This is a genomic window from Streptomyces shenzhenensis, assembly GCF_021462265.1.
Lineage (GTDB): Bacteria > Actinomycetota > Actinomycetes > Streptomycetales > Streptomycetaceae > Streptomyces > Streptomyces shenzhenensis.
Genome location: NZ_JAJONF010000027.1, coordinates 105,279 through 118,496, shown reverse-complemented (window position 1 = coordinate 118,496; position 13,218 = coordinate 105,279). Strand labels below are relative to the sequence as shown.

Sequence of the window (13,218 nt, the reverse complement as noted above, 5' to 3'; positions counted from 1 at the left end):
GCAGCTTTCAACAATCGGCGAACGCGTTCATTCCGCGGTCCGGGACGGCGGCCCGGCCGGGCGCTCCTCCCGCGGCGGCCCCGGCGACTGCTTGCGCGAACCGGCTCCGGTCCTGGTGGAGGGAGCGCGTGGCCGCCCCTCTTTATCTGCGTAGAGTCAGCCGGGCGGACTTGGCCGTCGCCGGTCCGTCGCCGGTCCGTCGGCGGTCCGTCGGCGGTCCGTCGGCGGGCACGCCGACGAGACGGGCCGCCTCCGGGACCCGCCTGCTTCCCGGCGGTCAATTGGTGTCGATCTTCTCGATGACCGAGTCGGTGATCTCCGCCAGCAGCGTGATCTGGCCGGGCGAGAGGTGGTCCAGGAAGAGCCGCCGGACGTCCACCACATGCTGGGGCGCGGCGTTCTCCAGGGCCGCACGGCCGGCCGCGGTCACCATCATGTACGCCCCGCGTCCGTCGTCGAGGCACTCCTCCCGGGCGACCAGGCCGCGCTTGGCCATGCGGGAGAGGTGGTGCGACACCCGGCTCTTCTCCCACCCGAGCACCTTCGCGAGTTCCAGCACGCGCAGCCGGTCGCCGGGCGCGCGGGTCAGTTCCGCGAGCACGGAATAGTCGGTCGCGGACAGCCCGAACTTGCTCTGCAGGGTCCGGCCGGCCTGATTGACGAGCAGGTCGTGCATGCGCAGCATGCCTCGCCAGGCTCGTTCCTCGACCGGGCTCAGCCAGCGGGGTGCTTCCTCCATGGGCATCGCCCCACCCTACGAGAAGGTTGACCTCTCCACCATCTTACCTTCCTGGGCGGTGCGCGAAGCGCTGGGAACGGCTCGTGGGCGGGCGGGTGCCTGTGTCCGGGGCGGAGCGCGGAGACGCGGCGGCAAAGGCCTGTCGTGCGCCTTCCGCGACCGCGCTCCCTCCCTCCGGGATCCGCGTCAGGGGTGGTCCGGGGTCACTTCACCAGGCGGGCGAACTTCCGGACCTCCCGGGTGAACAGCAGCGGCTGTTCGAACGCGGCGAAGTGGCCGCCCTGGGGTATCTGGTCGTTGAAGCAGACGAGGTCGCTGTAGGCGCGTTCGGCCCAGATCCTCGGGCTGCGGACGAGTTCGTGCGGGAAGACGCTCACTCCCACCGACAGGTCGAGCGTGGTCAGTCCCGAGGCGCCGTGGTTCTGCCAGGAATTGACATGTCACTTAGTTCGTTCCTGGGATCGGCCGGGCCGCCGAGCCGGCGGTGAGCCCACGGCACCGGTCCCGGCGGGCCCGCTTCCCGTGCCCGTGGCCGTCATGCCGGGCCCCATCCGGCATGACGGCCACGGCCGGTCCGGTGCCTTCCGGCGCTGCCGGGGAGCGGTTGCCGGGGGAGAGGTGGTTCACGTGCCCGCTGACCTGCGGCCGAGACGTACTGCGCGTCGGCAGGCGGCGCCGGTGGCACGCCGTCCGCACCACGTGGCGCCCGCGGCCTGCATCGGGCCGGGGGCCGTCACGCCGACGGTCCCCGGACCACCGGGCCGTCGGCGACTTCGATGCTCAGCGGGCGAAGGGCAGCCGTTCAGCCGATGACCGCGGTGGCTTCGATCTCGACCAGATGGTCGGGAACGTCCAGTGCCGCAACGCCCAGCAGCGTGGCCGGCGGGACGGGGGTGGATCCCAGCTTTGCGGCCGCCCGGGAGATCCCCTCCAGGAGCGGGGGCATCTTGTCGGGAGTCCAGTCGACAACGTAGACGGTCAGTTTTGCCACGTCGTCGAAGGAACCCCCGGCCGCGGCGAGGGCGGTACCGATGTTGAGGTAGCACTGCTCGACCTGCGCGGCGAGGTCGCCTTCGCCGACCGTGGTCCCCTCGGCGTCCCAGGCGACCTGCCCGGCGATGAAGACCAGCTTCGACCCGGTTGCGATCGAGACCTGCCGGTAGACATCGATCTCGGGCAGTCCGCTGGGGTTCACCAGGGTGATGGCCATGCCGTCCGCTCCTTGTCCGGGCATCGTGGGCCCGTGCTCGTCACTCCAGACCCTCGTGGTCTCTTGTGGTTACTCGGGAACCGTAAGAGAGCGGTCGCTGACATGGAAGAACGCACTTTTTAGTGACTGGGGAACCTGATGGTGACCAAGGAGATCAAGGGGCGATCCGAGGAGGCGGACCTCAGGCGCGCGGACTCATTGGCGCGGGAGATCTTCTCCGACGTCGCCAACAAGTGGGCGTTCCTGATCATCGAGACTCTCGGTGAAGGCACCCTGAGATTCAGCGAGCTGAGGAACGAGATCGAGGGCATCAGCCACAAGATGCTCACCCAGAACCTGCGCATGCTGGAGCGCAACGGCCTGGTCGAGCGCAGCGTGCACCCCACCGTCCCGCCACGTGTCGAATACACCCTCACCGAGCCGGGCCAGGGTCTGCGCGCGACCGTCGACGGAATGTGTGACTGGACCCACCGGTACTTCGGTCACATCGAGGCCGCCCGCCACCGCTTCGACGCCTGACGGCTGATCACGACGTGCAGCTGGAGTAAAAGGCGCTGTGTGACTCGGCGACAGAGCACGCGTGGGAACAGTGTCTGGACGCGCAGCTTCTGGCGCTCGGTCCGCTCGGCTCCACGTCGACGCTCCAGGACGTGGCGGCGGCGTTCGCCCGGCCGGTGATGCGCGCGCCGGCGGCCGGTGGGCACGACCTGGCCGTTGCTGACCGGGCCGAAGGCGACCGGAGTCGGGCCTCGGCTCCGCCTGGTGAGCGGCAGTGAACGGCGCGGTGGGCCGAGGCGGAGTCAGACCGACCCGAGCAGGCCGTCGAGGATGCCCTTCTCGGCAAGGTAGAAGACGAGACCGCCCACGGGAGCGAGCGCCGGGCACAGCCAGTAGCGGTGGGCCCCGGCGCGGGCCAGGTAGGCGGTCAGAAGGGCGGTGAGCAGCGCGCCGACGGCCAGGAAGACGGTCGCGTCCGTCCAGTAGTGAAGGCCCAGTCCCAGCCAGAGACCCTCGCCCAGCACCACCGTCGTGATGACCGCCCCGGCCACCGGCCGCAGGTCCCCCTGTCCTCGCCGCACCGTCCACCCGGCCCATCCCAGCAGGAGCCCGCCGGCCAGCCCCGCGAACGACCACACGGCGGCGGCCGGGAGCCCTCCGCTCCCGAAGGTGCCGCCGAGCGTGGACGCCGTGTAGTAGCCGCCGCAGGTGGCGGGCATCATCAACGCTCCGGCCCAGACGGCGAGTCGCCGGCCCCGGATCAGCGCGCCGGCCGCGGCGGTCCAGATGATCCAGGTGGACACCGAGTTGGTGGCCCGGTCCAGCAGGGGTGCCGTCCCGTGCAGCGCGTACGTCGCCCAGCCGAGCAGCAGTCCGAAGGCGATGGTCGCGGCGAGAACGGCAAGGGGGGTGTCGCGCCGGAAGGCGGTTACGGAAGCCATGACGCCGTACTATACATGCAGTGTATACACATGGTGTTTAGTTGCTGGGGGAGGGCTTGACCCGTTCCGTCATGGAGGCTCTGACCTGCCGCGTTCCCAGGCCGTGGCGGGCCCCGGCGACGCGACGGCCCCGCAGCCGTGCAAGGAGCCACCTCCGCCACGGGACTGAACGGTCCGTCGAATTCGTGCCGACCGGCCTCGCGACGAGTGCCGATCAGCCCTGGAGAGGCGCCCTTGTCGCGGGGTTGACTCGAAGGACCGGAGGAGGCTGCCATGAACAGCGAAGCCCTCAGTGTCCGCGCCCGCCGACCCCACCGCGCCCTGGTCACCGCGACGTTGGCGCTTCCCCTGCTCGCGGTCACCGCGTGCGGCGCGGGCACCGACTCGACCGCACCGGGCGGCAGCAGCGGGCCCCCGAAGGCCACGGCCGGCTCCGCGACGCCGGGCGGTACCTCCGCAACGCCCGCGCCGTCCGCGTCGGCCACGCCCACCACGCCGGGAGCCGGGGTCCCCACGCCCTCGGCGAGCGGCGGCACCGGCAGCGCGGCGAAGCAGGTCCGCACGGCGGTGTACTTCCTGCACGGCGAGCAGGTCTCGTCCGCCCCGCGCACCGTGACCGCTCCGGCCACCGCCACCGCGGCCGTCCGCGCCCTGCTGAACGGTCCCAGCCGCTTCGAACAGAACCGCAGCCGCACCACGGCCATCCCGTCCGGCACGAAGCTGCGCTCCCTCACCGTCCGGAACCATGTGGCGACCGTTGACCTCTCCGGCCGGTACGACGACGGCGGCGGCAGCCTGTCGATGCGGGCCCGGCTCGCCCAGGTCGTGTTCACCACGACCCGCTTCGCCACCATCCACTCGGTCCGGTTCGAGCTCGACGGCAAGCCGGTGAAGCACTTCGGCGGCGAGGGCATCGTCCTGAGCGGACCGGTGGGACGGGCCGATTTCGAGGATCTCGCGCCTGCCGTCCTGGTGGAGTCCCCGCTGATCGGGGACACCGTGCGCACTCCCGTCCGGGTGTGGGGCAGCGCCAACACGTTCGAGGCCGTGTTCCGGCTGAAGGTCACCGACACCACCGGCCACACCGCGGCCGACGTCCGGGTGACGGCCACGTCCGGCACCGGAACCCGGGGGACTTTCGACGTGACCTTCCCCTACAAGCCCGTCCGTACCGGTCCGGGTCTGCTGACCGCGTACTACCTGTCTCCCCGGGACGGCAGGGCCGTGACCGTGGACACCGTTCCGCTGTACCTGAACCGGTGACGACGGTGGCGGTCCGCCGCTGCCGCGAGGCGATGCCCCGGACGGCGGACGGCCGAAGGCGCCCGGGCCGGCCGGCGCGGTCCCGGGGGAGGCGCCGGCGCGCCCGCGGTGGGCGCTGATCCGGACGCCGGTCCGCGAGGGGGCCATCCGGAGAGGTGTTGATCAGCCTCCCGCCGCTCGGGGACGGCGGAAGGCCGGGGCCGAACGCGCCGGCCGCCCGGCTGGAGGCGGCTCGGCCGGAGGTGGCTCGGCCCAGGTGCTCACCTCACCCCGCCGCCGGACTCGGCGACACCGTGCTGTTCGCCGGCGGAGTGAGGACGGTCTGCGGCTGGCCCGCGACCGCGGGCGGCGGGGTCAGGTTCTGGGCCGGAACGTTGGGAGAGGTGGTTTCCTGGACGAGGACCTGGCCGAAGTCGACCAGGCCGGTCTTCTCCACGGCGGAGATGTGGTCGAGGACGGTGTTGTTGACCTGGTCGGCCAGAGCGCGGACCAGCGAGTTCCTCGTGGTGGTGCGGACACTGGCGATCGTGGTGAGGAACTGGCCGTTCGTCGTGCGTACGGTGGTGGCCAGGTCGGTGTCGAACTGCTTGCCGCTTTCCGCGTTCAGCCGGGACTCCAGGCTCTGCTGTTGCGGCGACGGCTGGTTGGGCAGCGCGATCCCCAACTGGTTGGCGACATTTCGGCAGGCGGCGTCCAACGCGGCGTCCCCGTCGACCAGATGCTCCCCGGCGCTCCTGACCGCCTTCGTGGTCCCCTTCTTCAACGCCCGCTGGCCGACGGGGTACTCCCACAGTCCGGCCGCGCGCACCTGGACGACGAAATCACGGTCGGCTTCCGTCAGCGTCCCGGTCGCCGGGGCGGCGATGACCCGCGACGGTGCGCTGCTGACCTTCTGAACTCCGAGCATGGAGGGGTAGAAGAGGGAGCTGAGAGTGAAGCTGAGCGCACCACCCACGACGAGAGTTCCCGCCGTCTTCCGTGAAACGAGCACCATGTCTCCTGATCCGGTCCTTCGGATCCCGCACGCACAGACATACGGACGCGAGGGCCCATGGAACCTCTTGATCTGGTCATGGGCTGGTAAAGCCACGGGTGGCCGCGGCACGGCGTGCGGCGTGCCGGTCGTCCCTGTCCGCTCGGCGGTGTGAAGAAGGGCCGTTCGGCCCTACCGGCGGCCAAGGAAGGGACTGTTAGGCCCTATCGGGGCCGGGCGCCTCACGGCCCACCATGGGGCGGCGGCCGGGAAGGGCCAGGTCCATTCCCGCACTTCTGGTCCTTTCCGGCTCGTCCACAACGCCTGATGGGGGATGCTGTTCGGTCGACGAGAGCCGGCGGTCACCGGCTGCCGCCCGCCCGCCCTTCCTGGTCCGTACTGGCTCCGTACCGGCTCCGCGTTCGTGCGCCCCTGTCTCCGCGCCCGCCCTGGCGGCCCGCGTCCGACTCGGCTGCCGCCCCTGCGGCCACCCTCACGCAACCTTCACGATCATTGACGTTCCTGCACCTCGGCGCCCCGGTCGTCGATGCGGTCGCGGTACGAACAGGCTTTCTTGTGAGTGTGTTTGGCTGATAACCGATCGCTAGTGACGCTGATCGGATCAGTGTATGGTCACCCCTGAGCGAGATGTGACGTCGCATCAGGGGGATTTTCCTGGTTCCCGCCTTTTGGTGGTGTCCCGTCGGAGTCTCACCCCATACCACAACGGGACATGCAGGCGATGGTTTCGCGACGAAAATCGGGTTGCCGACGGGCTGGGCCGTCGTCGGCGGCTTCCCGCGCAGCGGCGTGACTAGCATGACCCGTGCGTGGTCGGAAGATCGCCTTCCCACCGGCTGACTTCCCTTCCGGCCCACGGCGCACCGTGCCGCCGTCCTGATTCCCCTGTTCGCACAGACCGAGGGACCGCTCCATGCCAGTGTCTGCTTCACCCCGCCAGCGTCAACCGGTGGGGGTGCCGCGCACCTCGTTCGCCGTACCGGCGGCAGTGCTGGTGGCGAGCGCCGCCGCCGGCGGCGTTGCGATCGCCTTGGCGCCGTCCCGCACCTTCGCATGGACCCTGGCTGTGGTGGTGACCGCCTGGGTGTGCGTGGCCTTCGCCGTTCTCGTCGGGCACCGGCTCGTCCGCCGGGCCCGGAGAGCGGCCGCCGAGCAGGAGGCGGAGAAGGGCCGTCTCGGGGCGGAGGCCAACCGGCGTGCGGCCGAGATATCCCACCTGGCCGGCGTGACGCTGCCCGCCGTGGCCGCACGGCTGCGGGAGGGCGCGAGCGCGGCCGACGTGCTGGGCAGCGTGCCGCCGCCGTCCGACCCTCAACTGCAGCGGCTGGCACACACGTTCGCCGCCGTCGTCGAGGAGGACGTGCACAGGACGGCCGCCCTGGACGGCGAGTACCGCAAGGCCCGGCACGAACTCGACCAGGCCGTAGGTGAGTTGGAGCGGCTGGTACGGGAGACGCTGCCTACCTCGGTCGCCCGGCTGCGCGACGGCCGGTCCGCCGGTACCGTGCTCGCCGAGGTCGAGCTGCCCCGGCTGCCCGCGCTGCGTGCTCCGGCGGAATCGTTCATCCGTGAACTCGCCCTCAGCGAGCGGCGCGCCGCCGCGGCCCAGGCCGCCTCCGCCAAGGCGCTCAGCCGCGTCCAGGCCAAGGCCGTGAGCATGCTCGCCGACCTGCGGGACATGCAGGAGCGGCACGGCGCGGAGGTCTTCGGGGACCTGCTGAAGCTGGACCACAGTACGTCCCAGCTCGGCCTGATGGCCGACCGGCTGGCGCTGCTCATGGGCGGCAGGTCCAGCCGCGCCTGGAACAAGCCGATCGTGATGGAGAGCATCCTGCGCGGTGCCGTCGGCCGCATCGCCGCCTACCAGCGGGTGCGCCTGCACTGCTCCACCCGCGCCGCGGTCTCCGGCTTCGCCGCCGAGGGAGTGATGCACCTGCTCGCCGAGCTGATGGACAACGCCGCGAACTTCTCCCCGCCGATCGACGAGGTGCACGTCTACGTCGAGGACCGCAGCGCCGGCATCGTCGTCACCATCGAGGACAGCGGCCTGAAGATGGCCGACGCGGCCATGCGGCGCGCCGAGGAGGCCGTGGCCGGCCGGGTCATGGACCTCGCCTCGCTGCAGGGCACCAGGCTCGGACTGGCCGTGGTGGGGCGGCTCGCCGTGAAGTACGGCATCAGCGTCAACTACCGTCCCTCCTCCCGCGGCGGCACCGGCGTCGTCGTCCTGCTGCCCCTGGACCTGCTCGCCCAGCAGCGCGACCTGGTCTCGCACGAGACGGCCGCCCCCCGGCCCGCGGCAGCGGCCGCGGCCCCCGCACCCGCGGCACCCGCGCCGCGCCCGCTGCCCGACACCCCCGTCCGCCCCGCTGTCACGAGGGCGGCGGCGGGACCGGAACCGTCCGCGGTCACCGAGCGCCCCGTCGCACGGCCCGAGCTGCCCGGCCACGCGCGGCTCCGGCAGCCCGACGGCACCACGCCGAACGGCCTGCCGGTCCGTGCCCCCGGCCGCACCATGGCCGAGGCGGAGCGCGAACGCGAGCAACGGCAGCGGGTGTCCGGGCAGGCCGATGACGCACCGGCGGCACCGGCGGCACCGAACCCCGTACGCGACGCGGGCTCGCGGTTCGGTGCCTTCCACCGCGCACGGCAGTCGGGGAACGGCACCGGAGACGGCACCGGAACGGGTACCGCCGGACCGGACGCGCGTTTCGAGGCCGAGCCGCCGACGGCTCACTAGTCCCAGCTCTTCCCGTACGGCGTCCGGGGCGACGGCGCCCCGTCCCGCTTGAGTTCGTGAGATAGGAGAAACGGGCCGGTGACCGGTCAGCCGGACACCACCGTCCCATCACCCATCATGCAGACCACCGACAACAGCCTCAGCTGGCTCCTGCACAGTCTCCTGGCGCAGACCCCCGGCGCGCGGCACGCTCTCGTCCTGTCCCGTGACGGCCTGAAGCTCTGCTGGAGCGAGCACCTGACGCTCGACCGGGCCGACCAACTGTCCGCGATCTGCTCCGGCATCCAGGCCCTCGCCCAGGGCGCCTCCATGGAGTTCGGCGACGGCACCGGCGGCGTCCGGCAGTCGATGACCGAGTTCCACGGCGGCCTGCTGTTCATCGTGGAGGCCGGCCAGGGGGCGCACCTCGCCGTCGTGGCCGGGGAGGACGCCGATCCCGGGGTCGTCGGCCACCAGATGACGGAACTGGTCGAGCAGATCGGCGAGCACCTGCGGGCCGAGCCGCGGGCGCAGGCCGCGGGGAGCGGCACCTCGTGACGCGCAAACCCGTCGACACGGGTGATCCCGACCGGCTCTACACCATCACCGGTGGACGCAGCCGCGCCGACGACTCCTTCGACCTGGTCACCCTCATCGTCAGCGAGAGCGGGCCGGTGCCGGGGATGCAGTCGGAGCACGCCCGGATCCTGGAGCTGTGCCGGCATCCCGCCGCCGTCGTCGAGATCGCCGCGGAACTCGGGCTGCCGGTCACGGTGGTACGGATCCTGCTCGGCGATCTGCTGGACATGGGCCGCATCACCGCCCGCCATCCGCGCGCGGCCCCGTCCGTCGCCGCCATGCCCGATTCCGCTCTACTCCAAGAGGTGCTCCATGGGCTCCGCAACCTCTGAGCTGCCCTCCCACCGCACGCCGCTGAACGACACCGCGGAGACCGGCCTGAAGATCGTCGTCGTCGGGGGGTTCGGCGTCGGCAAGACGACCCTGGTCCGCTCCGTCAGCGAGATCCGGCCGCTGAACACCGAGGAGGTCATGACCCAGGCGAGCGTGGGCGTCGACGAGAACGGCGCGGTGGCGACGAAGACCACCACGACGGTCGCGTTCGACTTCGGGCGGATCAGCCTCAACGACAGCATGGTGCTGTACCTGTTCGGGGCGCCCGGACAGGAGCGCTTCTGGTTCCTGTGGGACCGGCTGTTCTCCGGCACCCTGGGCGCCGTCGTCCTCGTGGACACGCGCCGGATGGACGACTCCTGGTACGCGATCGACAGGCTGGAGCACCACCGCACTCCCTTCGTGGTGGCCGTCAACCGGTTCGACGACGGTGTCCGGCACTCCCTGGACGAGATCCGCCAGGCGCTCGCCCTGCCCGCCCACGTGCCGATGGTCGACTGCGACGCACGGTCCCGGCAGTCCGGCAAGGACGTGCTGATCACCCTCGTCAATCACCTCCATGACTTGGCCATCGCCCAGGAGGCGACACTGTGACCGACTCCGGCTACCCCTCCGCGCACCCGGCGCCCCCGGGCTGCCCCGCCCACGCCGACGCGGTACGGCTGGGCGGGCTCGAGTACCAGCAGACGCCGTCACAGCTCTACCGGTCGCTGCGCCGGGACTACGGCCCGGTCGCGCCGGTCCTGCTCGACGGCGACATCCCCGCCTGGCTGGTCCTCGGCTACTCCGAGGTCACCTATGTGACCAGCCACGACGACCTGTTCGCCCGCGACTCGCGGCGCTGGAACCAGTGGGAGAACATCCCGGGGGACTGGCCGCTGCTGCCCTACGTCGGGTACCAGCCGTCGGTGCTGTTCACCGAGGGCGAGGAGCACCGGCAGCGGGCCGGAGTGATCACCCAGGCGCTGGAGGGCGTCGACCAGTTCGAGCTGTCCTACGACTGCCGCGAGATCGCCGACGACCTCATCGCACGGTTCGCCGGCAGCGGCCAGGCGGAGCTGATGGCGGAGTTCGCGCACGCCCTGCCCATGCGGGCCGCCGTGCAGATGTGCGGGATGCCGACCTCGGGCGACGACACCCGCCAACTCGTCGACGACCTGCGGGCCTCCCTGGACGCGGGGGAGGGCGACGATCCCGTGGCGGCGTACGGGCGCGTGGGCGAGCGGCTGCGGCAGCTGGTGAAGGACAAGCGGGCCGCCCCCGGCCCGGACGTCACCTCGCGCATGCTGACCGACCAGGCCGGCCTCACGGACGAGGAGATCGTCCAGGACCTGATCTCCGTGATCGCGGCGGCGCAGCAGCCCACGGCGAACTGGATCTGCAACACGCTGCGTCTGCTGCTCACGGACGAGCGGTTCGCCGTGAACGTGTCGGGTGGCCGGCTCAGCGTCGGCGAGGCGCTCAACGAGGTGCTGTGGCTGGACACACCCACGCAGAACTTCATCGGGCGGTGGGCCGCGCGGGACGTCCAGCTGGGCGGCCGGCAGATCAAGGCCGGTGACTGCCTGGTGCTGGGGCTGGCCGCGGCCAACACCGACCCGCAGATCTGGCCCGAGGGACACGTGGGCGCGGAGAACGCCGCGCACCTGTCGTTCAGCAACGGCGAGCACCGCTGCCCCTATCCTGCTCCCCTGCTGGCGGACGTCATGGCGCGGACGGCGGTCGAGACGCTGCTGGAGCGGCTGCCCGACCTGGTGCTGGCGGTGGAGCCGGAGGAGCTGAGCTGGCGTCCGTCGATCTGGATGCGGGGCCTTACGGCGCTTCCGGTGCGGTTCACGCCGGTGATGCAGTAGCGCGGGTCCCCGGGCCCCAGCGAGGGGCCCGGACCCCGGCGCGCGTCGGCGAGCGGTGGATCGGTGAATGGCGGACGACGGACGGTGGATCGGTGGGCGGTGGATCGGTGGGCGGTGGACCGGCGGACGGTGGCCGATCGGTGCGGTCAGTCCCGCACGGGGGTGAACCGCACCGGCAGGCTCTGCGGCCCGCGGGTGAACACGCCCTGCTCGGCCGGTTCGAACCCGTCGGCGAGACGTACGTCGGGCATGGCGTCGAGGAGCTGTCCGACGCCGATCTCCACCTCCGCCTTGGCCAGCAGCGCGCCGACACAGAAGTGCCGGCCGAGCGCGAAGGCGAGATGGTCGGCGGCCGCGGAGAAGGCGGTCGTGGTGGTGAGGTCGTCGCGGAAGATGTCGAAGCGGTCGGGGTCGCGGTAGCGGCTCTCGTCGCGGTTGGCGGCGCCGATCAGACAGGTGACGGTGGCCCCCGCGGGTATGGTGCCGCCGCTGAGCTTCACCTCCGTCGCCGACTGCCGCATGATCATGTGCACGGGCGGGGTGAACCGCAGGGTCTCCGCGAAGGCGCGCGGGATCAGCGAGCGGTCCGCGCGGACGGCGGCGAGCTGGTCGGGGTTGACCAGCAGGTTCGCGAAGATGCCGGCGATGGCCTTGTCGGTGGTCTCGCCGCCGGCGGCGAGCAGCAGGCTGCAGAACGCCTTGACGTCCTCGTCGCTCATCCGCACCCCGTCGACCTCGGCCGCGCACAGCGTGGACAGCAGGTCCTCGCCCAGGTTCTCGCGGCGGTCCCGGATGATCGGCAGCATGTACTCGGCGAACTCCACCCGGGTCCGCTCACCGGCCGCCGTCACCTCGGGGTCGCCCGAGAGGTTCCCGAGGAAGGCGATGACGGCCGTGTACCAGCGGTGGAAGCGGGCGTGGTCGGCCTTGTCCAGACCCAGCATGTCCGCGATGACGTTGACGGGGAAGCGGGTGGCGTAGTCGGCGACCAGGTCGACGGATCCGGTGTGCCGGAAGGCGTCGATCAGTTCGCGGGAGTTGCGCTCGATGACGGGCAGGAACTTCTGCTCCAGGTCGCTGCCGCGGAAGGCGGGGGCGACCAGGGCGCGGCGTACGGCGTGCTCCCGGCCACTGAGCTGGAGGATCGTCTTGCCGTGCACAGGCTCGATCTGCCAGGCGTAGTTGTCGGTCGTGAACTCGCCGGCCTTGTCCTTGAAGACACGCTCGACGTCCTCGTAGCGAGAGACGATGTAGCTCTGGGTGGCCTCGTGCCAGATGAGGGGCGCGGTCTCCCGCATGACCTGGTAGGCGGGATAGGGGGCCGCGGCGAACTCGGCCGAGAGGATGTCGGGCACCTGCTGTGCGGTGGACATGTGGCTCCCTGGAATCATGGTGTCACGTACCGGACAAGGTTAATGATCAACCATCAGATGCGACAGAGGGAGCGAGATCCGGCCACTCCGGGAGTGGGCATCGGCCGGAAATCGCCCTTTGGCTTCCGTCGTGGGCCGTCGGTACGCGCAGCTTCGCCCATACGGTCTTGCCGGGAGCGGCCGGCCAGAAGCGCAATGTGGAGATCCAGGTGATGCCGCTCTCCCGTCAGGAACACGCGGGACTGGCTGGTCCCTTCACCTTGATGGAGATGAAGGATGGGCGCAGGATCGCCGGTGCGGAGGTACAAGGCGACAGCCGTGTGCACATGGAGCGCCAGAGGGTCCGGGAGCTTGAACGTACGTACGGGACTCTGCGCGCGCAGGCCCGCACTCCGGCAGAATCACGTGCGTTGATCGAGAAGCTGTTGGGAGAGAGATGAGCGGGGAAAAGGCCAGCCGAGGCCTGGACGAACTGGCCTGGTTCAAGAGCAGTCACAGCGCCGGCAACGGCGGCGAATGCGTCGAGGTCGCCGCCTCCCCCGGCACGGTCCACGTCCGCGACTCGAAGGACACGGCCCGCGCCGCGCTGACCGTGGAACCCGCGGCGTGGACCGCGTTCGTCGGGTTCGCGGCACTCTGACAGGGGCAGGGCCCTGCGCACGCCCCAACGGAGCCCGGAAGGGCCGTGGCCTCACGAGGCAGCTGTTGCGGACGGG

Annotated in this window: 14 protein-coding genes and 1 pseudogene; 9 read left to right on the top strand and 6 right to left on the bottom strand. The window is 71.2% G+C overall.

Translation table 11 applies throughout. From position 1 onward, the window contains the following. Nucleotides 1-277: 277 nt before the first annotated feature. The 3 genes from LQ326_RS29920 to LQ326_RS29910 form a co-directional block, all read right to left on the bottom strand. Nucleotides 278-676, bottom strand: a complete 399-nt coding sequence (locus tag LQ326_RS29920) for a MarR family winged helix-turn-helix transcriptional regulator (protein ID WP_234542189.1) — start codon at nucleotides 674-676, stop codon at nucleotides 278-280. A 266-nt stretch (nucleotides 677-942) separates the two neighbouring features. Next, on the bottom strand, nucleotides 943-1,122 hold the full coding sequence (locus LQ326_RS29915) for a hypothetical protein (protein ID WP_234542170.1): 180 nt from the start codon (nucleotides 1,120-1,122) through the stop codon (nucleotides 943-945). Nucleotides 1,123-1,541: 419 nt separating this feature from the next. Continuing rightward, nucleotides 1,542-1,949: a RidA family protein gene (locus LQ326_RS29910; protein ID WP_234542169.1), complete on the bottom strand. Its 408-nt coding sequence runs from the start codon at nucleotides 1,947-1,949 to the stop codon at nucleotides 1,542-1,544. Nucleotides 1,950-2,087: 138 nt separating this feature from the next. Here LQ326_RS29910 and LQ326_RS29905 point away from each other — a divergent pair, with 138 nt between their 5' ends. Further along, nucleotides 2,088-2,468: a winged helix-turn-helix transcriptional regulator gene (locus tag LQ326_RS29905; protein WP_234542168.1), complete on the top strand. Its 381-nt coding sequence runs from the start codon at nucleotides 2,088-2,090 to the stop codon at nucleotides 2,466-2,468. A 281-nt stretch (nucleotides 2,469-2,749) separates the two neighbouring features. Here the strand turns inward: LQ326_RS29905 and LQ326_RS29900 are convergent, their stop codons facing one another. Then, the gene (locus LQ326_RS29900) at nucleotides 2,750-3,388 is read right to left on the bottom strand and encodes a DUF6518 family protein (RefSeq protein WP_234542167.1); all 639 of its coding nucleotides are present in this window, start codon (nucleotides 3,386-3,388) and stop codon (nucleotides 2,750-2,752) included. A gap of 273 nt (nucleotides 3,389-3,661) precedes the next feature. On the opposite strand from LQ326_RS29900, the gene LQ326_RS29895 reads away from it, so the two are divergent. Next, complete coding sequence (locus LQ326_RS29895; RefSeq protein ID WP_234542166.1) at nucleotides 3,662-4,651, top strand: GerMN domain-containing protein; 990 nt, start codon at nucleotides 3,662-3,664, stop codon at nucleotides 4,649-4,651. Nucleotides 4,652-4,916: 265 nt separating this feature from the next. On the opposite strand, the gene LQ326_RS29890 is transcribed toward LQ326_RS29895, so the two are convergent. Beyond that, complete coding sequence (locus LQ326_RS29890) at nucleotides 4,917-5,645, bottom strand: DUF4142 domain-containing protein (protein ID WP_234542165.1); 729 nt, start codon at nucleotides 5,643-5,645, stop codon at nucleotides 4,917-4,919. A gap of 949 nt (nucleotides 5,646-6,594) precedes the next feature. Between LQ326_RS29890 and LQ326_RS29885 the strand changes: the two genes are divergently transcribed. The 5 genes from LQ326_RS29885 (at nucleotide 6,595) to LQ326_RS29865 (ending at nucleotide 11,129) form a co-directional block, all read left to right on the top strand. Further along, the gene (locus tag LQ326_RS29885; RefSeq protein ID WP_434056960.1) at nucleotides 6,595-8,385 is read left to right on the top strand and encodes a sensor histidine kinase; all 1,791 of its coding nucleotides are present in this window, start codon (nucleotides 6,595-6,597) and stop codon (nucleotides 8,383-8,385) included. Nucleotides 8,386-8,502: 117 nt separating this feature from the next. After that, nucleotides 8,503-8,922 carry a roadblock/LC7 domain-containing protein gene (locus tag LQ326_RS29880; RefSeq protein ID WP_234542163.1) on the top strand — a complete coding sequence of 140 codons (420 nt, stop codon included), beginning with the start codon at nucleotides 8,503-8,505 and terminating at the stop codon, nucleotides 8,920-8,922. After that, entirely contained in the window at nucleotides 8,919-9,275 is a 357-nt protein-coding gene (locus LQ326_RS29875; RefSeq protein WP_181805518.1) for a DUF742 domain-containing protein, read from the top strand. Before LQ326_RS29880 ends, LQ326_RS29875 begins: the two co-directional genes overlap by 4 nt. After that, a complete protein-coding gene (locus tag LQ326_RS29870; protein ID WP_234542162.1) occupies nucleotides 9,256-9,870 on the top strand; it encodes a GTP-binding protein in 615 nt (204 codons plus the stop codon). The genes LQ326_RS29875 and LQ326_RS29870 overlap by 20 nt, the downstream gene beginning before the upstream one ends. Then, nucleotides 9,867-11,129, top strand: coding sequence for a cytochrome P450 (locus LQ326_RS29865; protein WP_234542161.1), 1,263 nt, complete (start codon nucleotides 9,867-9,869; stop codon nucleotides 11,127-11,129). The genes LQ326_RS29870 and LQ326_RS29865 overlap by 4 nt, the downstream gene beginning before the upstream one ends. 146 nt (nucleotides 11,130-11,275) lie before the next feature. Here the strand turns inward: LQ326_RS29865 and LQ326_RS29860 are convergent, their stop codons facing one another. Continuing rightward, nucleotides 11,276-12,502, bottom strand: coding sequence for a cytochrome P450 (locus tag LQ326_RS29860; RefSeq protein ID WP_234542160.1), 1,227 nt, complete (start codon nucleotides 12,500-12,502; stop codon nucleotides 11,276-11,278). A gap of 185 nt (nucleotides 12,503-12,687) precedes the next feature. Between LQ326_RS29860 and LQ326_RS29855 the strand changes: the two are divergent. Together LQ326_RS29855 and LQ326_RS29850 are read left to right on the top strand one after the other, a co-directional pair. Beyond that, nucleotides 12,688-12,942 (top strand): annotated as a pseudogene (locus tag LQ326_RS29855) (Scr1 family TA system antitoxin-like transcriptional regulator); the annotation flags it as partial. After that, nucleotides 12,939-13,142 carry a DUF397 domain-containing protein gene (locus LQ326_RS29850; protein WP_234542159.1) on the top strand — a complete coding sequence of 68 codons (204 nt, stop codon included), beginning with the start codon at nucleotides 12,939-12,941 and terminating at the stop codon, nucleotides 13,140-13,142. The pseudogene LQ326_RS29855 and the gene LQ326_RS29850, both read left to right, overlap by 4 nt. Nucleotides 13,143-13,218: the final 76 nt, after the last annotated feature.